The following is a 19,603-nucleotide window of genomic DNA, read 5'->3' on the forward strand; positions in this document are numbered from 1 at the left end:
TCCCACGGTGTTCTTATGTTCGACGATGTTAGCGACGCACAGCGATGGCGTCATGCATCTCTACAACTCTTTACATTGAAGAAAAAATCTTTCACGATCGCCATGGTTTCCTCAGAACGACGCCAAAGAAAATCGCGAACCACAACACCGAAGCCGCAGGCGAGCAGCAAGCACCGCGAGGCCGAAGGCGAGCCGGACAAGAAGTCCGCATCTAACCAGCCGCCGGGGCGGGCAAAAAAATGGATCAGCAAGGCAGTCGGAGCGAAGCGACTCTGCCTTGCCCATTTTTTTGCCTGCTCCGGCGGGGACCCCGAAGGGGCTGGGTAGTTGCGGTCGCCTTTCTTTGCTTACTTTCTTTGGCGAAGCAAAGAAAGTGAGCGGCTGCCGGGCCGCCCCCGGCGCTCCCCTCCGACCGGAGAGACAACCCAATAAAGCCAGAGCATCAGAACGCAGCAAGACCAGACTACCCAACTCCCGAACACCAACACACAACAAGACCAGACTACCCAAAAACAAAAACGCCGCTAAACATCAGCGGCGTCTCCATCAAAGCAAAACAAAAAAATCAGCGAGTAACAGGCTTATAGCGAATCCGCTTAGGCTTGGCAGCCTCCTCACCCAACCGCTTCTTCTTGTCCGCCTCATACTCCTGATAGTTGCCATCAAAGAAGCTAACCTGCGAATCCCCCTCAAACGCAATGATGTGCGTAGCAATACGATCCAGGAACCAGCGATCGTGGGAAATCACCAGCACGGTCCCCGCAAACTCCAGCAAGGCATCTTCCAGCGCCCGCAAGGTTTCCACGTCAAGGTCGTTGGACGGTTCATCCAGCAGCAGCACATTGCCGCCCTGCAGCAGGGTCTTGGCCAGGTGCAGCCGGCCGCGTTCGCCGCCGGACAGGTTGCCGACGATCTTCTGCTGGTCGCCGCCCTTGAAGTTGAAGCGTCCCAGATAGGCGCGCGACGGCATTTCGAAACGACCCACGGTCAGGATATCGGCGCCGCCGGCGACATCTTCGAACACGGTCTTCTTGTTTTCCAGATCCTCGCGCGACTGGTCGACCAGCGAAATCTTGACGGTGGGGCCAAGCACCAGTTCGCCGCTATCCGGCTGTTCGCGGCCCGCCAGCATGCGGAACAGGGTCGATTTACCGGCGCCGTTGGGGCCGATGATGCCAACGATGGCGCCGGCCGGAATCTTGAAGTTGAGGTCGTCGATCAGCAAGCGATCGCCGTAGCCCTTGCTGACGTTCTTGAACTCGATGACTTCATTGCCCAAGCGCTCGGCCACGGGAATGAAGATTTCCTGGGTTTCGTTGCGCTTCTGGTATTCGTGTTCGGAGAGTTCGTTGAAGCGGGCCAGACGCGCCTTGCTCTTGGCTTGGCGGCCCTTGGGGTTTTGCCGCACCCATTCCAGTTCCTTGGCGATGGTTTTCTGGCGCGCCGATTCGCTCGACTCTTCCTGCTTCAGGCGGGCTTCCTTCTGCTCCAGCCAGGATGAGTAATTACCTTTCCACGGAATGCCGTGGCCGCGGTCCAGTTCCAGGATCCACTCGGCGGCATTGTCAAGGAAGTAGCGGTCGTGGGTGATGGCCACCACGGTGCCCGGGAAGCGCTGCAGGAACTGCTCCAGCCAGTCCACCGATTCGGCGTCCAGGTGGTTGGTCGGTTCATCCAGCAACAGCATGTCGGGCTTGGACAGCAGCAGCTTGGACAGCAGCAGCTTGCACAGCGCCACGCGGCGCTTTTCGCCGCCCGACAGCACGCCCACCTTGGCATCCCACGGCGGCAGGCGCAGCGCGTCGGCGGCCATTTCCAGCTGCTGGTTCAGGCTATTGCCGTCGGCGGCGGCGATGATTGCCTCCAGGCGCGCCTGCTCGGTGGCCAGCGCGTCGAAATCGGCGTCTTCCTCGGCGTAGGCGGCATACACGGCATCCAGCTTGGCCTGCGCTTCGAACACTTCGCCCAGCGCGCTCTCGACTTCCTGGCGCACGGTCTTCTCGGCGTCCAGCTGCGGTTCCTGCGGCAGGTAGCCGATGTTGAGGTTGGGCATCGGGATCGCTTCGCCTTCGATCTCCTTGTCGATGCCGGCCATGATCTTGAGCAGGGTCGACTTGCCGGAGCCGTTCAGGCCCAGCACGCCGATCTTGGCGCCGGGGAAGAAGGACAGCGAAATGTCCTTCAGGATCTGCCGCTTCGGCGGCACGATCTTGCCGACGCGGTTCATAGTGAATACGTATTGAGCCATGTTTACGATGCCAAAGAAAGAAATGATGGGTGTGCTAGGCGGTTTGCGCACGGGTGCGCCAGAGACGCCACAAGCCTTCGGCGGAGTATACCGCGAGCGCCAGCCAGATCACGCTAAAACCGACCGCGCGATCGCCGGCGAAGGGCTCGTCGTAGATCAGCACGCCGGTCAGCAACTGGATGGTGGGCGAAATGTATTGCAACAAACCCAACAACGACAATGGAATGCGGCGCGCCGCCTGGGCGAACAACAGCAGCGGCACCGCGGTGACCGGCCCCGACAGCGCCAGCAGTACCTGCGCGCCGGGCGAGGCGGTGAGAAAACTGTTGCTGCCGCGCCAGGTATCGATGCCGAGCAAGGCCAGCACCAGCGGCAGCATCATCAGCGTCTCCAGCGACAAGCCTTCCAGCGCGCCCAGCGGCGCGGTCTTGCGCAGCAGGCCATAGAGCCCGAAGGTGGCGGCGATGATCAGGCCGATCCAGGGCAGGCTGCCGTTGGCGACCGTCAGCCACAGCACCGCCCCCAGCGCCAGGAGCACCGCCAGCCACTGCAGCGGCCGCATGCGTTCCTTCAGGATCAGGTAGCCCAGCAAGACGCTCACCAGCGGACTCATGAAGTAGCCCAGGCTGGTGTCGACAATGCGCCCGGCGTTGACCGCCCATACATACAAGGTCCAGTTGCCCGACAGCAGCAGCGCCGACAACAGGAAGCCGAGCAGCACGCGCGGTTGTTGCGCGGCCCGCTTGAGCCACGCCCACTGGCGCCGCCACAGCAGCACCCCGGTGAGGAATATGAAGGACCAGAACAGGCGATGGATGACGATATCGAAGGAGGGAATCTCCTTGAGCATCTTGAAGTAAAGCGGGAACAGTCCCCACAGCAGGAAACTGGAAATGGCGTAGAGCATTGCGGCGCAGGAAATCGGAAAAAGACCGGGCCTTGTTATGGTTGGCGTAGCTGCCCGATGGGAGGCGACATTATTGCAGGATTCGCCCTTTTCGGCTGGCCGCAGCTCAATCCGCCGCCGCGGATGCCGGCAGGCGCACCTCGATGCGCCCGCGCAGCGCCACCACTTCGCAATCCTCCTCGTGCGCCAGGCGCTCGATCACCAGCACGTCGGCCGCGCCGATGGTGATCAGCGGATGGTGCCAGATGCCGCGCTTCAAGGTGATGCCCTGCCCCGGCTCGACGATGAAGGCGACGATGTCGTCCTCGTCCGGCGCATCGCCGCCGCCGGCCAGCACCGCCAGGCAGCGGCTCGCGCCCATCGGCACGAAGGTCTGGCTGCCCAGCCGGTGGCGCTCGAAGGCGCGCAGCGGATACGGCGCGCGGTGCGTGCCGGCGCCGGTGCGGAAGATCGCCACGCACGGCCGGCCGCCGTCCTCGGCCACATCCAGGCGCGTCACGTCGTCGAAGCGGCGCGTGGTGCCGAAGTTGATGTCGCGCTCGCTGCCGCCCGGCGCGATCACGTCGCCATAGGGCGCGAAGGACGCCGGCGCCAGCGCGCGGGCAATGACCGTGCGCACCGCCCGCGCCGCCTCAGGCGCACTCATGCACCAGCCTCGCCGCCAGACGGATCAGCGAGCGGTCGCTGCCGGGAGGCGCGATCACCGAAAAACCGAACGGCGCATCGTCGAGCCGCATCAGCGGCAGCGAAATCTGCGGGAAGCCCGACAACCCGGCCAGGCACAGCATGCGGATGGCCTGGTCGCGGTAGTTTTCCAGCGACTGCTCGGAGTCGGTCAGGAGCGGCGCCACATCCGGCACCGTGGGCAGCAGCAGCACGCCGTCGCGCCCCAGGAGGCGCGTGAAGTCTGCGCGGAAGGCCTGCTGCACCGCCGTGTGCTGCTCCATCTGCTGGCGCGTGATGGTGGCCGACCATGCGAAGCGTTCGGCCACGCCGGGGCCGAGCTGGAAATCGTGGAGGCGGATATTCTCGCCATGGGTCTGCCAGGCCTGGTAGCCCTGGATGTGGCGGAACGCCCAGTACAGGGCCTCGAAGGACGGCGTCGCGGCCTTCACCGACTGCGGCGTGCCAATGGCGCCGGCCAGCCGGTCCAGGGTCGCGGAAAACACCGCCTGCACGCGCGGCGCCAACAATGCCAGCACATCGGCCGCCACCAGCACGCGCGGCGTCTCCGGCAGCGCCACGGCGTCCTCGCCCAGCAGTACCTCGCCCACGCGCGCGAAGGTGTGGATATCGCGCGCAAACCAGCCGCAGGTGTCGAAGCCGGGCGCCAGGTCCATCACGCCGGCCAGCGACACCCGCGCATGCGTGGGACGCAGGCCGATCAGGCCGCAATGGCTGGCCGGGGTGCGCACCGAGCCGCCGGTGTCGGTGCCCAGCGCGATATCGGCCAGCCCGTTGGACACCGCCGAGGCCGAACCGGAACTGGAGCCGCCGGGGATGCGGCCGGGCGCGCCGCCGTTGCGCGGGGTGCCGAAATGGGCGTTCTTGCCGTTCATCGAAAACGCCAGTTCGTCGGTGCCGACCTTGCCGACGAAACGCGCGCCGGCCTGCGCCAGCGCCTGCACCGCCGCCGCCGATTGCGACTTGATGCCCGACAGCGCCAGCATGTGCGGATTGCCGCAGCCGGTCGGATAGCCGGCCACATCGAAGATGTCTTTCACCGCGAAGCTCAGGCCGGCGAGCGGGCCGTCGGCGCTGGCGGCCACCGGGGCGAAGGGATAGGGGATGAAACAGCGTGCGGAGATTGCGGCGTCGACGGTCATGCGGGTTCCTTGTACGAGGGTGTCAATAGGATACGGCGGCTTGCATGTCGGTGCGGGTCGGTGCGCATCACGCCGCGGCGAATTGCAGTTCGTGCGCGCGCAGGCAGCGCACGGTATGCGCCGGCCCCAGCCCTTGCTCCGGCGGCTGCTGCACGCGGCACTCCGCGGCGGCATGCGCGCAGCGCTCGGCGAAGGCGCAGCCCGGCGGCAGGTTGGCCAGATCAGGCGGCGAACCGGCGATGGCCTGCAGCCGCTGGCCTTTCTGCATGGCGCCGTGGCTGCGGCTTTGCAACAGCGACATGGTATAGGGATGGCGCGGCTGGGTCAGCAGCTGCGCCGCCGGCCCCTGCTCGACGATGCGTCCGGCATACATCACGGCGATGCGGTCGGCCACTTCCACCGCCGCGCCGATGTCGTGCGTGACGAAGATGATGGACAGCCCCAGCTCGCGCTGCAACTCGCGCAGCAGCAACAGGATCTGGATCTGCACCGTGGCGTCGAGCGCGGTGGTCGGTTCGTCGGCCAGCAATACCTTGGGCGAGCACGACAGCGCCAGGGCGATCATCGCGCGCTGGCGCATGCCGCCCGACATCTCGTGCGGATAGGCGTCGAGCCGCCGTTCGGGGCTGGGAATGCGCACTTTCTCGAACAGCGCCAGCGCCTGCGCGCGCGCCTCGGCGGCGGACACTTTGCGGTGGCGGCGGATGGTCTCGACGATCTGCCGGCCGACCGTGTACACCGGATCGAGCGCCAGCAGCGGCTCCTGGAAGATCATCGCCACGGTGGCGCCGCGCAGCGCCGACAACGCGCCGGAGGACATCTTCAGCACGTCCTGCCCGGCCACGTCCAGCCCGCCCTCGATCACGGTGCGGCGCTCCGGGTGCAGGCGCATGATGGAGCGCAGCGTGACGCTCTTGCCCGAGCCCGATTCGCCGATCAGCGCCACCACCTCGCCTGCGCGCACCTCGAGGTCGACGCCGCTGACCGCGCGGATGGTCTTGCCCGGCGCCTTGAAGGTCACGCGCAAGTCGCGCAGGCTGACCATGCTGTTCGAATCAGCCATGAGCGGCCTCCCTGGGGTTGCCGGGCAACGCCATGCCGGCGTCGAAGGTATCAGAGGCGGCGACGCCGAAGCCGCCGAGCTCCTCATAGCGCAGGCAAGCCACGCCGTGGCCATCGGCCGTCTCGGCAAAGGCCGGCGCGCGCTGCTTGCAGACTTCCTGCGCGAACTGGCAGCGCGTGTGGAAGCGGCAACCGGACGGCGGGTCGATCGGGTTGGGCGGGTCGCCCGACAGCGGCGCCTCCTGCGTGCGGCGCGCCGGGTCCATGCTCGGCATCGATTGCAGCAGCGCGCGCGTGTAGGGATGCCTGGGCGCGCCAAAGACCTGTTCGGCCGGCCCCACCTCGACCACCTGGCCCAGGTACATCACCAGCACGCGGTCGGAGATGAAGCGCACCACGTTGAGGTCGTGGCTGATGAAGAGGTAGGTCAGGCCGAACTCCTGCTTCAGGTCTTGCAGCAGGTTGAGCACCTGCGCTTCCACCGATTTGTCCAGCGCCGACACCGCCTCGTCCAGGATCACCAGGCGCGGCTCCAGCGCCAGCGCGCGCGCGATATTGACGCGCTGGCGCTGGCCGCCCGAAAGCTCGTGCGGATAGCGGCCGGCGAAACGCTCCGGCTGCAAGCCCACGCGCGCCAGCAGGTCGCGCGCGCGGGTGATCGCCTGGCGTGCCGGCAAGCCGTGCACGATGGGGGCGAAGGCGATCGAATCCTCGATGGTCATGCGCGGGTTGAGCGACGAATAGCTGTCCTGGAACACCATCTGCGCCTGGCGCCGGAACTGGCGCAACGGCAGCGCGCGCGAACCCACGGTCTGGCCGTCGAACACCAGCTCGCCGCTGTCCTGCCCGATCAGCTGCATCAGCACGCGCGCGGTGGTCGACTTGCCGCAGCCGGATTCGCCGACCACGCCCAGGGTCTCGCCCTTGAGGATGTCGAAGCTCACGCCGTCGACCGCGCGCACCGCGCTCCCGGGCGCGGAAGAAAACGGCAGTCCCTGGCGCTTCAACGGAAAATGCTTGAGCAGCTTGCGTACGCCCAGCAGAGGCTGGCGCGGGCCGCCGACGTCGCGCGGATCGTCGGTGGCCAGGGGATGTGCGGTCTGGCTCATTGTTTGACCTCCATGGCCGAACGCAGGCCGTCGGACAGCATGTTGAAGGAAATCGACGTGACGAAGATGAAGGCGCCCGGCAGCGCCGCCACCCACGGTTGGGTATAGATGGCGGTGCGCAGGGTGTTGAGCATCAGGCCCCATTCCGGTTCCGGCGGCTTGACACCCAGCCCGAGGAAGGACAAACCCGAGGCCAGGATCATCGATACCGAGATCAGGCTGGTGGAATAGACGAAGATCGGCCCCAGCACGTTGCCCAGCACATGCGCGCGCACGATGGTGAAGGCGCCGGCGCCGGAGGCGCGCGCCGCGTCGACGTAATCGCTGCGCCGCACCTGGGTGGTCACGCTCTCGGCGATGCGCGCGATCTGCGGCACGAAGACAATGGTCAGCGAGGTCAGGGCGTTGACGATGCCGGCGCCCAGCGCCCCCGACAAGGCGATGGCCAGCAGTACCGAGGGAAAGGCGTAGAGGATGTCGATGGCGCGCATCACCAGCGTGTTGACGATGCCGCCGGCGTAACCGGCCAGGATGCCCAGCGCGCTGCCGATGGCGAAGGCCAGCAGCACCGGCGTGATGCCCATGAACAGCGACAGCCGGCCGCCCAGGATCAGCCGCGAGAACAGGTCGCGCCCGAGCTCGTCGGTGCCCAGCAGGTGGCCGGCGGTGCCGATCGGTTTCAGGCGCGCGAACATCGAGGTGGCGAAGGGATCGGCCGGCATCAGCCAGGGCGCGGCGATGGCCATGACCACCAGCGCCAGCAGCACGGCGCCGGCGATCATCGCCGCCGGGTTGCGCACCAGGCGCGCGCCGACGTTGGCCCAGTGCCCGCGCGAACGGCGGTAAGCGGCGACAGGCGCGGCGGCGGCCGGCACGCCGGAGGCAGCGGAAGCAGCGGAATTGGCGGAGAGATTCATGTCAGGCTCGCTCGATGCGTGGGTCGAAGATGGTCTGCAGGATGTCGACCAGCAGGTTGAGTCCGACGAAGAACAGGGCCAGCACCAGGATGGTCCCCTGCAACAGCGGCAGGTCGCGCTGGAAGATCGCCTGGTTCAGCAGGAAGCCGGTGCCGGGCCAGGAGAACACGGTCTCGATCAGGATCGAGCCGCCCAGCAGGTAGCCCAGTTGCAGGCCCATCACCGCCAGCGCGGTGGGCGCGGCGTTCTTGACCACATGGCGCAACACGCCGAACTCCGACAGGCCGCGCGCCTTCAGGCCGACCACGAACTCCTGCGACAGAATATCGGCCACCAGCGCGCGCACGGTGCGCGCGATGATGCCCATCGGGATGAAGGACATCGTGACCGCCGGCATCAGCAGGTATTTCATATGCTCCAGGTCCCAGATCCAGGCGCCGGAACCGTCCGGGCCGGCGCCGGTGGCCGGCAACCACATCAGCTTGGACGAGAAGATGATCACCAGCACCATGCCCAGCCAGTAGTGCGGCACCGAGACGCCGACTACCGAGATGAGCGATGCCGCGCGGTCGATCCAGGAGTTGCGGAAGTAGCCGGCAACGAAGCCGAACAGGGCGCCGAAGAGGAAACCGATGGCGGTGGCCATGGCCGCCAGCATGAAGGTGTTGCCGACCGCTTTCCACACTTCGGCGGCCACCGGCCGGCCGCTGGCGATCGAGCTGCCGAGGTCGCCGTGCAGCGCGCGCCAGACCCAGCTGGAAAATTGTTCGGGATAGCTGCGGTTGAAGCCGTACAGCTCCATCAGCTGTTTTTGCAGGTCGGCCGACGCGTCCGGCGGCAGGATCGACGCCAGCGGATCGCCGGGCGCGATATGGACCAGCATGAAGCACAGGAAGGCCACGCCCAGCATGATGGGCAAGGCGTACAACACACGGCGGAGCAGGTAGGAAATCATGATGCCTCTTGCCTGCCGCCGGCATGCGCCACCTTCAGCGCGCCGACGGCATTGGGTAGAAAGGATTGCCGATGCGGCGCCGGACAGCTGACCGGCGCCGCGCCCGCGCCATCAGTCCATGCTCATGGTGGCGATGTCGATGAACCAGCTCTGCGGCTGCACCACGCCCTTGACCTTGGCCGAGATGGCGCGCGGGCCGGTGTCGTGCGCCACCCAGACGAACGGCGCCTCATCCACGATCTTGGCGTGCAGTTGGGCCAGCAGGGCGTCGCGCTGCTTGGGCTCGAAGGTGGTGCGGGCCTTGGCGATCAGCGCATCGACCTCCGGATTGCTGTAGAAGCCCCAGTTGTTGGAGGTCGGCGGCGCGGCCTTGGTGTCGACGAAGCGCACCATCGCGAAGAACGGATCCATCGAGGCGAAGCTGACGTTGGTGGCGTTGGCGCCGTGCGCGCTCGGATCCTTGGCGCCGATGCGCCAGTTGGTGTAGAGCGTGTTCCACTCGACCACGTCGAACTGCACGTCGAAGAAGCATTCCTTCAGGTTCTGCTGCATGAATTCGTTCATCGGCAGCGGCTGCATCTGGCCCGAGCCGGAGGCCGAGATCTGCACCTTCACCGCCAGCGGCTTGGCGGCCGAATAACCGGCTTCGGCCATCAGCTTCTTGGCGGCGGCCGGATCATATTTGATCTGGAAAGTAGGATTGCCGCGCCACGGATGGCCGGGCTCCACCGTACCGGTGGCCTCGCCCATCAGGCCGCCCAGCAGCTGCTTCATCGCGGGGCGGTTGATGCACAGGTTGGCGGCGTAGCGCACGCGCTTGTCCAGCCAGGGCGAGCCGGGCGCGAAGGACAGCTGCCATGGCCACACATGCGGCTGCGGGTTGGAATAGATCTTGAAGCCGCGGCCCTTGATGGCGTCCAGCGCATCCGGCGCCGGCGCTTCGATCCAGTCGACCTGGCCCGACATCAGGGCGGCGGTGCGCGAGTTGGCTTCAGGCAGCGGCAGCATCACCACGCGGTCGATCCTGGGACGGCGATGGGCATCCCAGTAGCCGTCGTTCTTGACCACTTCCAGCCGCTCGCGCGCGACGAACTTGCTCATCTTGAACGGTCCGGTGCCGGAAGCATCGGCGGCGAACGCGGCCCAGGCCTGCTTGCTGCGCTCGGCCTTGTCGGCGACCGAGGCCGGCACCGCGGCCAGCTTCTTCTCCCACTGCGCGGGCGAGGCCATGAACAGGTTGGTCAGGTTGATCGGCAGGAAGGAATCCGGCTCGGAGGTGGTCAGCTCGACCGTCATGTCGTCGATCTTCCTGGCCGAACGCAGCGTGGGCATGCGCGAGGCGGTCACGCCGACCTGGCTGGGATCGAACTGCGGGGCGTTCTTGTCCAGCACCTTGTTGACGTTCCACACCACGGCGTCGGCATTGAAGGCGGAGCCGTCATGGAACTTCACGCCGGGGCGCAACTTGAAGATCCACTTGGTCTTGTCCTTGGCGTCCACCGCCCACGACAGCGCGAGGTCGGGGATCAGTTCGCTGGCGCGGTCGGCCTTGGACAAATCCCATTGCGTCAGGCCGTCGTACATCGGGATGCCGGTGAAGCGGTTGCCCTCGAAGCCCTGGTCGGGCTGGCCCAGCGTGCGCGGGATGTCGCCGGCGGTCATGGCGATGCGCAGCACCTTCTCGGCATGCGCGGGCATCGCGGCCAATGAAGCGAACGCGCCGAAGGCCAGGCTGCAGGCCAGCGTCAAGGTTGCGGTTTGCGGGAATTTCATATCAGTGCTTTCCTTTGTTGGTGTGGCGGTGGAAACGACGACAGATGAAACGGACGGCAGAGGCGGGTAACGCAAGAAACCGGCAACGGCAACATGTCAGGGAGGAATGAACGCCAGTTCGACGCGGGCGGCGGCGTTGACCAGATGTTGCTGCATGGCGCGCCGCGCGGTGTCGGCGTCGCCCGCCGAGATCGCGGCGGCGATGGCGCGATGCTCCGCGGCCGGCGCCCAGATGCGCTCGGGATCGGCGAAGGGCACCCGCAGGCTGTGGCTGATCGGGTTCTCGAACTGGCGCACTACCTGCACGAAACCGGGGTTGCCGGAAAGTTCGGCGATCAACTGGTGGAATTCGAGGTCGGCATGCGAGGCGCTGACCAGGTCGAGGTTCTTCAGCGCGTCTTCGAAGCGCGCCTGGATGCCCCACAGGCGCGGCGTGGCGTGCGCATTGATATGGCGCGCCGCGAGCGCGGCGGCGGCCGGCTCCAGTACATAGCGCAGCTGGAAGGTGGCGGCCAGTTCCATGTCGGGCGCGGCCGCTCCGGCGGCTGGGGCCGGCAACGGCGGCGGCGTCACGCGCCCGGCCTGCCGCTCGGCCACCAGCGTGCCCTTGCCCGGCACCGAACGGATGAAGCCGAGCGCCTCCAGCATCGACAGCGCCTCGCGCAGCGACGCCCGGCTGATGCCCATGGACTCCGACAGCTCGCGCTGGCTGGGCAGCATCTCGCCGGGCCGATAGGTCCCCGACAGGATCTGCCGCTGCAAGGTCTGCGCTGCGATGTTGGGCATGCTCATGGATGCAATCCTCTCCCGGCCTGACTGGTCAGACCGCGACAGCGGGATCAGCAATTAGCGTGCCAAACGCCGGCGAGCCATGGCGCGGGAAAATGCGGGGGCCGATGCCGCGGATGCGGGCCGTCCAGCGCCAAGAATGTGCGCGCCAGGGAAGGCGTGCGCCAAGTTGGGAATGCCGCAGGCGAGGCGCGCATCCGCCGCCCGCAAAAGAAAACGCCGCTGTCACCAGCGGCGCTCTTCACTTCAACTACGGGTCGGCTCAGGTCATCGCGGCGCCACCGCCGGCGCCGCAGTCTCATGCTTGGCCACCAGGTGATACAGCAGGAACGCCGATATGCCGCATACCGCCATCACCGTCACCAGCGGCAGGGCCGTGCCGTCATGCCACAAGCTCATCGCCACACCTGACAGCACACCCATGCCGAATTGCAGCGTCCCCATCAATGCCGCCGCGGTGCCGGCCTGGCGGCCCTGGTGCTTCAAGGCGACGGCCGTGGCGTTGGGGCCGGTGAAACCGTAGGCGGTAAGAAAACCGAAGAAGCCGACCAGCAGCAAAGGCAGGCTTTCCTGGCCGGCCGCCACCATCAGCGCCACGAACAGCGACAGGCCGGCCGGCAGCCACAGCACGCGGCCCAGCACGCGCTCGGCCGAGCGCTTCATCACCAGCCGCGCATTGACCTGCGAGGCGGCGATCAGGCCGATGGCGTTGGAAGCGAAGACGAAGCCGAAGTACTGCGGCTTGATGCCATGCAGCTCGATGATCACGAACGGGCCGCCGGCGATGTAGGCGAACATGCCGGCCTGCACCAGGCCGCCGCACAGCACGTAGGCCATGAATTGCCTGTGGCGCAGCAGCCCCCAGTACTGGCGCAGCGTGCGCCCCAGGTGCAAGGGCTCGGCCTGATGCACGTCGACGGTCTCGGTCAGGTACTTGCGGGTGCCGACCAGGCACAGCAGGCCGAAGATGGTCAGCACCACGAAGATGCCGCGCCAGCTCGCCGCCACCAGCATGATGCCGCCGATGAACGGCGCCAGGATAGGCGCCAGGCCGAACACCAGCATCAGCATCGAGAAGGCCTTGGCCGAGCCCTCGGCGCCCATGCGGTCGCGCACCATCGCGCGCGGGATCACCATGCCGGCGCTGCCGCCCAGGCCCTGGAAGAAGCGCAGCACGATCAGCGTCTCGATGTTTTGCGCGAAGACGCACAGCAGCGAACAGATGAAATACAGCGTGATGCCGAAGAACAGCGGCGGCTTGCGGCCGAAGCGGTCGGACAGCGGGCCGTAGAACATCTGGCCCAGCGCCAGGCCGACCAGGAAAGTGGCCAGCGTGAGCTGGACCAGGTTGGTGCCGACGTTAAGGTCTTGCGCAATGGCGGTGAAACTGGGCAAGTACATGTCGATGGCCAGCGCGCCCATCGCGGTGAGGGCCGCGAGCACCGCCAGCCATGGGGGGAATTTGCCCGTCGAGAGCGATGTGTCTTGCGAGGTTTCTTTGGTGCGCATGGGGAATTCGGTGGACGGCCGTATATTGACGGCCGGTGGAGTGAGGCCTGCCATTATAGATCCTCGGCCGTTTTCCTTCAGGCAAGGGGCAGCCGGCCACGGCTGACATAGGCCTGACAATCGACCTAAATGCGCGGCCGGCATGCAAAGAAACGCAAGGCGACGACCATTGCCTGAACCAAAGATACCGCGCTGCATCATACCTTGATGCCAACCACGCCGAGGAAAAGCAGATGAGCGCACGCCGTGAAGAAAAAACCCACTGGACCGTCGACGACATCGACTTCGCGCGCATCGACACCGCGCGTGCCCGCAAGGATGAGAATCTGTTCTACCTCGTGGCCTGCGCTTCCTTCATCGAAAGCGGCTCCGACCTCTATACCCACAACCTGGTCGAGTATTACCGCGGCGATGACGAGGTGGAAAGCTGGCTGCGCGAACAATGGGAACGCGAGGAACTGCAGCACGGCGCCGCGTTGCGCGCCTATGTGGCCTACGTGTGGCCGGAGTTCGAGTGGGAACGCGCCTATACGAGCTTCCTTGATGAGTATTCGCAATATTGCAAGGTGGAACTGCTGGAACCCACCCGCGCGCAGGAGCTGGCCGCCCGTTGCGTGGTCGAGACCGGCACCGCGACTTACTACCGGGCGCTGGCGCGCGCCACCGATGAGCCGGTATTGAAGCAACTGGCCGGGCTTATCGCCAACGATGAGGTGAACCATTACAAGCATTTCTACCAATATTTCCGGCGCTACCGCAGCCTGGAAAAGATCGGCCGTTCGCGCGTGCTCGGCACGCTCGGCCGGCGCACGCTGGAACTGAAGAACGAAGACGCCGACTGCGCCATCCGCCATGTGGTGAAAGTGCACCGCCCGGACCTGGCCGCCGATCCGGAGCGCCTGAAGGAGCTGACCTCCCGGATGAGCCGTACGGTACGCATCAACCTGAAGCCGGAAACCACGATCAAGATGATCATGCGGCCGCTGGAGCTGCCCGTCATGGTGCAAAACATGATCGAATTCCCGATCCGCCAGTTCATGCAGCGCGTACTGCTGCGCTGAACCGCCGCCCTCCCGCCAAGCCGGCATGGCGCGAAGACGGTGGTTCGCCGTGCCGGCTTGGCCTGCCGCCGCGCGCCCCAATTTCGCACACAGACCAGCGCCAGCTTGGTGAAGGCGAGGGCAAGATTCTTGCCTTGCCGCAAAAATATCCCGAATTTGGTGCGGAAATTCACGCACATTGGCAACAATGTTGCCCCTCCCTCGCCCTCCCACGCCCCGCTTTGATGCATGCGGCCACCCGCGCCCCATCATTGGCACGCATTCTGCTAAAGCCACAGGGCAGTCAGAAAAACTCTTCCAACTCTATTCTCTGAGGGAGCAACCATGTCACGTCGTACCGTACTGAAAGCAACTGCACTTGGCGCATTCGCACTGGCCGCATCGTCCTGGCTTCCGTCCGCCTTCGCCGCGGACACCATCAAGGTTGGCATCCTGCACTCCCTCTCCGGCACCATGGCGATCTCGGAAACCTCGTTGAAGGACGTGGCGCTGATGACCATCGATGAAATCAACGCCGCCGGCGGCGTGATGGGCAAGAAGCTGGAACCGGTGGTGGTCGACCCGGCTTCCAACTGGCCGCTGTTCGCCGAGAAGGCGCGCCAGCTGATTTCGCAGGACAAGGTTTCGGTGGTGTTCGGCTGCTGGACCTCGGTGTCGCGCAAGTCGGTGCTGCCGGTGTTCAAGGAATTGAACAGCCTGCTGTTCTACCCGGTGCAGTATGAAGGCGAAGAGTTGGAGAAGAACGTGTTCTACACCGGCGCGGCGCCGAACCAGCAGGCGATCCCGGCCACCGAATACCTGATGTCGAAAGAAGGCGGCGGCGCCAAGCGCTTCGTGCTGCTGGGCACCGACTATGTCTATCCGCGCACTACCAACAAGATCCTGCGCGCCTTCCTGCACAGCAAGGGCGTGAAGGACTCCGACATCGACGAGGTCTACACCCCGTTCGGCCACTCCGATTACCAGACCATCGTCGCCAACATCAAGAAGTTCGCGGCCGGCGGCAAGACCGCGGTGATCTCGACCATCAACGGCGACTCCAACGTGCCGTTCTACAAGGAACTGGGCAACGCCGGCCTGAAGGCGACCGACGTGCCGGTGGTGGCGTTCTCGGTGGGTGAAGAGGAACTGCGCGGCGTCGACACCAAGCCGCTGGTGGGCCACCTGGCGGCCTGGAACTACTTCGAATCGGTGAAGAACCCGGTCAATGCCGCCTTCATCAAGAAGTGGAAAGCCTACGCCAAGGCCAAGGGCCTGCCCAACGCCGACACCGTGGTGACCAACGACCCGATGGAAGCGACCTACGTCGGCATCTACATGTGGAAGCAGGCCGTGGAAAAAGCCAAGTCGACCGACACCGACAAGGTGATCGCGGCGATGGGCGGCCAGACCTTCAAGGCGCCGTCCGGCTACACGCTGGAAATGGACAAGACCAACCACCACCTGCACAAGCCGGTGATGATCGGTGAAATCAAGGCCGACGGCCAGTTCAACGTGGTCAACAAGACCAAGACCACCATCCGCGCGCAACCGTGGAGCCCGTATATCCCGGGCAACGAAGGCAAGCAGAAGATGTAATTGCAGTCATGGCGCCGGGGTGCGCCTTCGATACGCGGCTACGCCGCTACTCAGTCCGAACGGGATCTGTTATACCCACCGTCCGTTCGGACTGAGTAGCCGCAACGCGGCATATCGAAGGCGCACCGCCAGCCCAGCGGTCACCCCACCACGACAAAACAGCCGCTTCCCGCTGTGCCTGCCGCCCACCGTCCGGCATATCGCCCTACGTCCGGCAGCGCCGGGACCAGAACCAAAAATGAAAACAGCCTTCAAGCTCTTACGCGCGATGCTCGCGATGTGGCTCTGCGCACACGCGCTGGCCGCCGGTGCCGCCATCGCACCGGATCTGTTGAAACCCTTGGGAGGAGACGATCCCGATGCCCGCATCGAGGCGGTCAATAAGATTGCCGCACTCGCCAATGACGATGCGGTGAAGATCCTCAATGCCTTGAACAGCGACGCGCTGTACGCCACGCCGGCCGGCGAGGTGCTGATCGTCGACGATGCCGGCAACGCCTTCAATCCGGCCACCGACCAGACCGGCCCGGCGCCGGACGATGCCGAGGGCATCACCGTCAACAACCGCCTGCGCGGCGCGGTCGAAGGCGCGATGTCGGGCCTGAAACTGCTGTCCCAGGAGCGCAACATCCGCCTGGCGGCCGCCGCCGACCTGCTCAAGAATGCCGATCCGGCGCAGCTGCCGCTGATCGAAAAGGCATTGGCCAAGGAAACCGATCCGCAGATCAAGGACGTGCTGCAGCAAGTGCAGGCCACCGCCAACCTGCATGCGCCCGATCCCGCCACCCGGCGCGCCGCGGTGAAAACCCTGGGCGACACCACCAACGCATCGCTCAAACCCGCGCTGCAACAGATGCTGGCCAAAAATCCCGACGGCAGCTACCTCGAACCCGACGAAGGCGTGCGGATCGAGGCCGTGCGCACGCTGGCGGCGCTGGAGCGCCACCTGTCGATCGTCGATTTCGCCGGCAAGCTGTTCTACGGCATCTCGCTGGGCAGCGTGCTGCTGCTGGCGGCGCTGGGCCTGGCCATCACCTTCGGCCTGATGGGCATCATCAACATGGCGCACGGCGAGCTGCTGATGATCGGCGCCTACACCACCTATGTGTGCCAACTGGTGTTCCGCAAATACTTCCCCGGCGCCATCGACGCTTATCTCGTGGTGGCATTGCCGGCGGCGTTCATCGTCGCCGGCGCGGTCGGCATCGCGCTGGAGCGCCTGGTGATCCGCTGGCTCTATGGCCGTCCGCTGGAAACCCTGCTGTGCACCTGGGGCATCAGCCTGATGCTGATGCAGGGCGTGCGCTCCATCTTCGGCGCGCAGAACGTCGAGGTCGCCAACCCGAGCTGGATGTCGGGCGGCGTCACCGTGCTGGGGTCGCTGGTGCTGTCCTACAACCGCATCGTGATCGTGTTCTTCGCGCTGTTCGTGGTGTTCGCGGTGTGGCTGATCCTCAACAAGACGCGCCTGGGCCTGTTCGTGCGCGCGGTCACGCAGAACCGCCGCATGGCCTCCTGCGTGGGCGTGTCCACCGGCAAGATCGACATGATGACCTTCGGCCTGGGCTGCGGCATCGCCGGCCTGGGCGGCGTGGCGCTGTCGCAGTTGGGCAACGTCGGCCCCGATCTCGGCCAGGGCTATATCGTCGACTCCTTCATGGTGGTGGTGCTGGGCGGCGTCGGCCAGCTGGCCGGCACCGTGATCGCGGCATTCGGCCTCGGTGAAGTCAACAAGTTCCTGGAACCGGTGGCCGGCGCGGTATTGGCCAAGATCGCCATCCTGGTGTTCATCATCGTCTTCATCCAGAAGCGTCCGCAGGGACTCTTCGCACTCAAGGGAAGGAGCGTGGAATGAACACCATGATCATGCGACCCTCTTTATTTTCGAAGCCCGCCTGGAGCGGCATCGTGGTCTGCACCGTGATCCTGGCGCTGCTGCCGATCTGCAACCTGGCCTTCCCCGAGGGCAGCGCGCTGCATGTGTCGGGCTACACCATCGCCCTGGTCGGCAAGTTCATGTGCTATGCCATGGCGGCGCTGGCGCTGGACTTGGTGTGGGGCTATACCGGCATCCTGTCGCTGGGCCACGGCGTATTCTTCGCGCTGGGCGGCTATGCGCACGGCATGTACCTGATGCGCGCCATCGGCCGCGACGGCGTGTACCAGAGCAACCTGCCGGACTTCATGGTGTTCCTCAACTGGAAGGCCTATCCCTGGTACTGGTGGATGACCGAGCACTTCTGGTTCGCCATGCTGCTGGTGGTGCTGGTGCCGGGCCTTTTGGCTTTCGTGTTCGGCTACTTCGCCTTCCGTTCGCGCATCAAGGGCGTGTACTTCTCGATCATCACGCAAGCGATGACCTTCGCCTTCATGCTGCTGTTCTTCCGCAACGACACCGGCTTCGGCGGCAACAACGGCTTTACCGACTTCAAGCGCATCCTCGGCTTCACCATTACCGCGCCGGGCACCAAGGCGGCCATCTACCTGGTGACGCTGGCGCTGCTGTTCGGCGCGCTGTTCGTGTGCCGCATGATCGTCACTTCCAAGCTGGGCCGGGTGCTGCAGGGCGTGCGCGACTCCGAGTCGCGCCTGATGTTCATCGGCTACAACCCGCTGTGGTTCAAGCTGTTCGTGTGGACGCTGTCGGCCGTGATCTGCGGCATCGCCGGCGCCCTCTACGTGCCGCAGGTGGGCATCATCAATCCCTCGGAAATGTCGCCGGCCAACTCGATCGAGATGGTGATCTGGGCGGCGGTGGGCGGACGCGGCACGCTCCTGGGCCCGATCATCGGCGCGTTCACCGTCAATGGCCTCAAGAGCTGGTTCACCGCGGCTTTCCCCGACCTGTGGCTGTATGCGCTGGGCCTGATCTTCATCCTGGTCACGCTGTTCCTGCCGCAGGGCATCGTCGGCCTGATCCAGAAACTGAAAAAGCGCGACGCGCAACCCGCGCCGGCCGCCGAAGGCGAGGCCGCGACCAAGGAGGCAGCATGAGCGCAATCGAACCGGGCAAGGCGCCCAGCGCCCCGGCCGGCATCGGCGGCCTGGGTGGCAATGTCGACACGCCGCACGCCGACCACGGCGCGTCCTACGAACGCATCAAACCCGAAGGCGTGGACACCACCCACGGCGCCATCCTCTACCTGGAAAACATCTCGGTCGTGTTCGACGGTTTCCGTGCCATCAACAACCTCAACCTCGACATCTCGGTGGGCGAACTGCGCTGCATCATCGGCCCCAACGGCGCCGGCAAGACCACCATGATGGACGTGATCACCGGCAAGACGCGACCGACTGCCGGCACCGCCTTCTTCGGCCAGAGCATCGACCTGACCCGGATGACCGAGTACGAGATCGCGCACGCCGGCATCGGCCGCAAGTTCCAGCGCCCTACCGTGTTCGAGCAGCACACGGTGTTCGACAACCTGGAGCTGGCGATGAAGATGGACAAGCGCGTCAAGACCACGCTGTTCGCGCGCCTGTCGTCGGAACAGATCGGCAAGATCGAGGAGATCCTCAAACTGATCCGCTTGAACGGCCAGGAAAACCGCCTGGCCGGCCTGCTCTCGCACGGCCAGAAGCAATGGCTGGAAATCGGCATGCTGCTGATGCAGGAACCGCAATTGCTGCTGCTGGACGAACCGGTGGCCGGCATGTCCGATGCCGAAACCGTGCGCACCGCCGAACTGTTGAACGAGTTGCGCGGCAAGCATTCGATCATGGTGGTGGAGCACGACATGGGTTTCGTCGAGGAGATCGCGCAGGGCGGCAAGGTCACGGTGCTGCATGAGGGTTCGGTGCTGGCCGAGGGCAATATGCAGCAGGTGCAGTCCAACGAACGCGTGATCGAAGTCTATCTGGGGCGTTAA

17 protein-coding genes are annotated in these 19,603 nt (G+C 65.4%); 6 read left to right on the forward strand and 11 right to left on the reverse strand.

Annotated features, from left to right (window positions below; translation table 11 throughout):
- Positions 1-15 precede the first annotated feature (15 nt).
- Complete coding sequence (locus AC07N6_RS17985) at positions 16-327, forward strand: hypothetical protein (RefSeq protein WP_494781322.1); 312 nt, start codon at positions 16-18, stop codon at positions 325-327.
- Between the two features lie 238 nt (positions 328-565).
- Here AC07N6_RS17985 and ettA read toward each other — a convergent pair whose 3' ends face one another.
- From ettA to AC07N6_RS18040, 11 genes are all read right to left on the reverse strand, one after another.
- The gene (gene ettA, locus AC07N6_RS17990; protein WP_494781321.1) at positions 566-2,248 is read right to left on the reverse strand and encodes an energy-dependent translational throttle protein EttA; all 1,683 of its coding nucleotides are present in this window, start codon (positions 2,246-2,248) and stop codon (positions 566-568) included.
- 34 nt (positions 2,249-2,282) lie between these two features.
- The gene (gene rarD / locus AC07N6_RS17995) at positions 2,283-3,155 is read right to left on the reverse strand and encodes an EamA family transporter RarD (protein ID WP_494781320.1); all 873 of its coding nucleotides are present in this window, start codon (positions 3,153-3,155) and stop codon (positions 2,283-2,285) included.
- 106 nt (positions 3,156-3,261) lie between these two features.
- A complete protein-coding gene (locus tag AC07N6_RS18000; RefSeq protein WP_494781319.1) occupies positions 3,262-3,801 on the reverse strand; it encodes an ureidoglycolate lyase in 540 nt (179 codons plus the stop codon).
- The gene (locus tag AC07N6_RS18005; protein ID WP_494781318.1) at positions 3,788-4,981 is read right to left on the reverse strand and encodes an amidase; all 1,194 of its coding nucleotides are present in this window, start codon (positions 4,979-4,981) and stop codon (positions 3,788-3,790) included. Before AC07N6_RS18005 ends, AC07N6_RS18000 begins: the two co-directional genes overlap by 14 nt.
- Before the next feature lie 67 nt (positions 4,982-5,048).
- Complete coding sequence (locus tag AC07N6_RS18010) at positions 5,049-6,044, reverse strand: ABC transporter ATP-binding protein (protein WP_494781317.1); 996 nt, start codon at positions 6,042-6,044, stop codon at positions 5,049-5,051.
- Positions 6,037-7,152, reverse strand: a complete 1,116-nt coding sequence (locus tag AC07N6_RS18015) for an ABC transporter ATP-binding protein (RefSeq protein ID WP_494781316.1) — start codon at positions 7,150-7,152, stop codon at positions 6,037-6,039. Before AC07N6_RS18015 ends, AC07N6_RS18010 begins: the two co-directional genes overlap by 8 nt.
- Positions 7,149-8,069, reverse strand: a complete 921-nt coding sequence (locus AC07N6_RS18020) for an ABC transporter permease (RefSeq protein WP_494781315.1) — start codon at positions 8,067-8,069, stop codon at positions 7,149-7,151. Before AC07N6_RS18020 ends, AC07N6_RS18015 begins: the two co-directional genes overlap by 4 nt.
- Position 8,070: 1 nt before the next feature.
- Complete coding sequence (locus tag AC07N6_RS18025) at positions 8,071-9,024, reverse strand: ABC transporter permease (protein ID WP_494781314.1); 954 nt, start codon at positions 9,022-9,024, stop codon at positions 8,071-8,073.
- Between the two features lie 111 nt (positions 9,025-9,135).
- Entirely contained in the window at positions 9,136-10,797 is a 1,662-nt protein-coding gene (locus AC07N6_RS18030; protein WP_494781313.1) for an ABC transporter substrate-binding protein, read from the reverse strand.
- A 96-nt stretch (positions 10,798-10,893) separates the two neighbouring features.
- Positions 10,894-11,589, reverse strand: a complete 696-nt coding sequence (locus AC07N6_RS18035) for a FadR/GntR family transcriptional regulator (protein ID WP_494781312.1) — start codon at positions 11,587-11,589, stop codon at positions 10,894-10,896.
- Between the two features lie 264 nt (positions 11,590-11,853).
- On the reverse strand, positions 11,854-13,095 hold the full coding sequence (locus tag AC07N6_RS18040) for a Bcr/CflA family multidrug efflux MFS transporter (protein ID WP_494781311.1): 1,242 nt from the start codon (positions 13,093-13,095) through the stop codon (positions 11,854-11,856).
- Between the two features lie 233 nt (positions 13,096-13,328).
- Here AC07N6_RS18040 and AC07N6_RS18045 point away from each other — a divergent pair, with 233 nt between their 5' ends.
- From AC07N6_RS18045 to urtD, 5 genes are all read left to right on the forward strand, one after another.
- Positions 13,329-14,156 (forward strand): ferritin-like domain-containing protein, encoded by an 828-nt coding sequence (locus tag AC07N6_RS18045; protein ID WP_494781310.1) that lies wholly within the window; start codon positions 13,329-13,331, stop codon positions 14,154-14,156.
- Between the two features lie 324 nt (positions 14,157-14,480).
- A complete protein-coding gene (gene urtA / locus AC07N6_RS18050) occupies positions 14,481-15,734 on the forward strand; it encodes an urea ABC transporter substrate-binding protein (protein ID WP_494781309.1) in 1,254 nt (417 codons plus the stop codon).
- Positions 15,735-15,972: 238 nt separating this feature from the next.
- Entirely contained in the window at positions 15,973-17,589 is a 1,617-nt protein-coding gene (urtB, locus tag AC07N6_RS18055; RefSeq protein ID WP_494781308.1) for an urea ABC transporter permease subunit UrtB, read from the forward strand.
- Positions 17,586-18,728: an urea ABC transporter permease subunit UrtC gene (gene urtC / locus AC07N6_RS18060; protein ID WP_494781307.1), complete on the forward strand. Its 1,143-nt coding sequence runs from the start codon at positions 17,586-17,588 to the stop codon at positions 18,726-18,728. The genes urtB and urtC overlap by 4 nt, the downstream gene beginning before the upstream one ends.
- Entirely contained in the window at positions 18,725-19,603 is an 879-nt protein-coding gene (gene urtD, locus AC07N6_RS18065) for an urea ABC transporter ATP-binding protein UrtD (protein ID WP_494781306.1), read from the forward strand. Before urtC ends, urtD begins: the two co-directional genes overlap by 4 nt.

Source organism: Herbaspirillum sp. GW821-FHT09A12 (assembly GCF_059418325.1).

Excerpts from the sequence above, each read along its gene's own strand:
- AC07N6_RS17985 (WP_494781322.1), top strand. The coding sequence starts at position 16 with ATGTTCGACGATGTTAGCGACGCACAGCGATGGCGTCATGCATCTCTA.
- ettA (WP_494781321.1), bottom strand. The coding sequence starts at position 2,248 with ATGGCTCAATACGTATTCACTATGAACCGCGTCGGCAAGATCGTGCCG.
- rarD (WP_494781320.1), bottom strand. The coding sequence starts at position 3,155 with ATGCTCTACGCCATTTCCAGTTTCCTGCTGTGGGGACTGTTCCCGCTT.
- AC07N6_RS18000 (WP_494781319.1), bottom strand. The coding sequence starts at position 3,801 with ATGAGTGCGCCTGAGGCGGCGCGGGCGGTGCGCACGGTCATTGCCCGC.
- AC07N6_RS18005 (WP_494781318.1), bottom strand. The coding sequence starts at position 4,981 with ATGACCGTCGACGCCGCAATCTCCGCACGCTGTTTCATCCCCTATCCC.
- AC07N6_RS18010 (WP_494781317.1), bottom strand. The coding sequence starts at position 6,044 with ATGGCTGATTCGAACAGCATGGTCAGCCTGCGCGACTTGCGCGTGACC.
- AC07N6_RS18015 (WP_494781316.1), bottom strand. The coding sequence starts at position 7,152 with ATGAGCCAGACCGCACATCCCCTGGCCACCGACGATCCGCGCGACGTC.
- AC07N6_RS18020 (WP_494781315.1), bottom strand. The coding sequence starts at position 8,069 with ATGAATCTCTCCGCCAATTCCGCTGCTTCCGCTGCCTCCGGCGTGCCG.
- AC07N6_RS18025 (WP_494781314.1), bottom strand. The coding sequence starts at position 9,024 with ATGATTTCCTACCTGCTCCGCCGTGTGTTGTACGCCTTGCCCATCATG.
- AC07N6_RS18030 (WP_494781313.1), bottom strand. The coding sequence starts at position 10,797 with ATGAAATTCCCGCAAACCGCAACCTTGACGCTGGCCTGCAGCCTGGCC.
- AC07N6_RS18035 (WP_494781312.1), bottom strand. The coding sequence starts at position 11,589 with ATGAGCATGCCCAACATCGCAGCGCAGACCTTGCAGCGGCAGATCCTG.
- AC07N6_RS18040 (WP_494781311.1), bottom strand. The coding sequence starts at position 13,095 with ATGCGCACCAAAGAAACCTCGCAAGACACATCGCTCTCGACGGGCAAA.
- AC07N6_RS18045 (WP_494781310.1), top strand. The coding sequence starts at position 13,329 with ATGAGCGCACGCCGTGAAGAAAAAACCCACTGGACCGTCGACGACATC.
- urtA (WP_494781309.1), top strand. The coding sequence starts at position 14,481 with ATGTCACGTCGTACCGTACTGAAAGCAACTGCACTTGGCGCATTCGCA.
- urtB (WP_494781308.1), top strand. The coding sequence starts at position 15,973 with ATGAAAACAGCCTTCAAGCTCTTACGCGCGATGCTCGCGATGTGGCTC.
- urtC (WP_494781307.1), top strand. The coding sequence starts at position 17,586 with ATGAACACCATGATCATGCGACCCTCTTTATTTTCGAAGCCCGCCTGG.
- urtD (WP_494781306.1), top strand. The coding sequence starts at position 18,725 with ATGAGCGCAATCGAACCGGGCAAGGCGCCCAGCGCCCCGGCCGGCATC.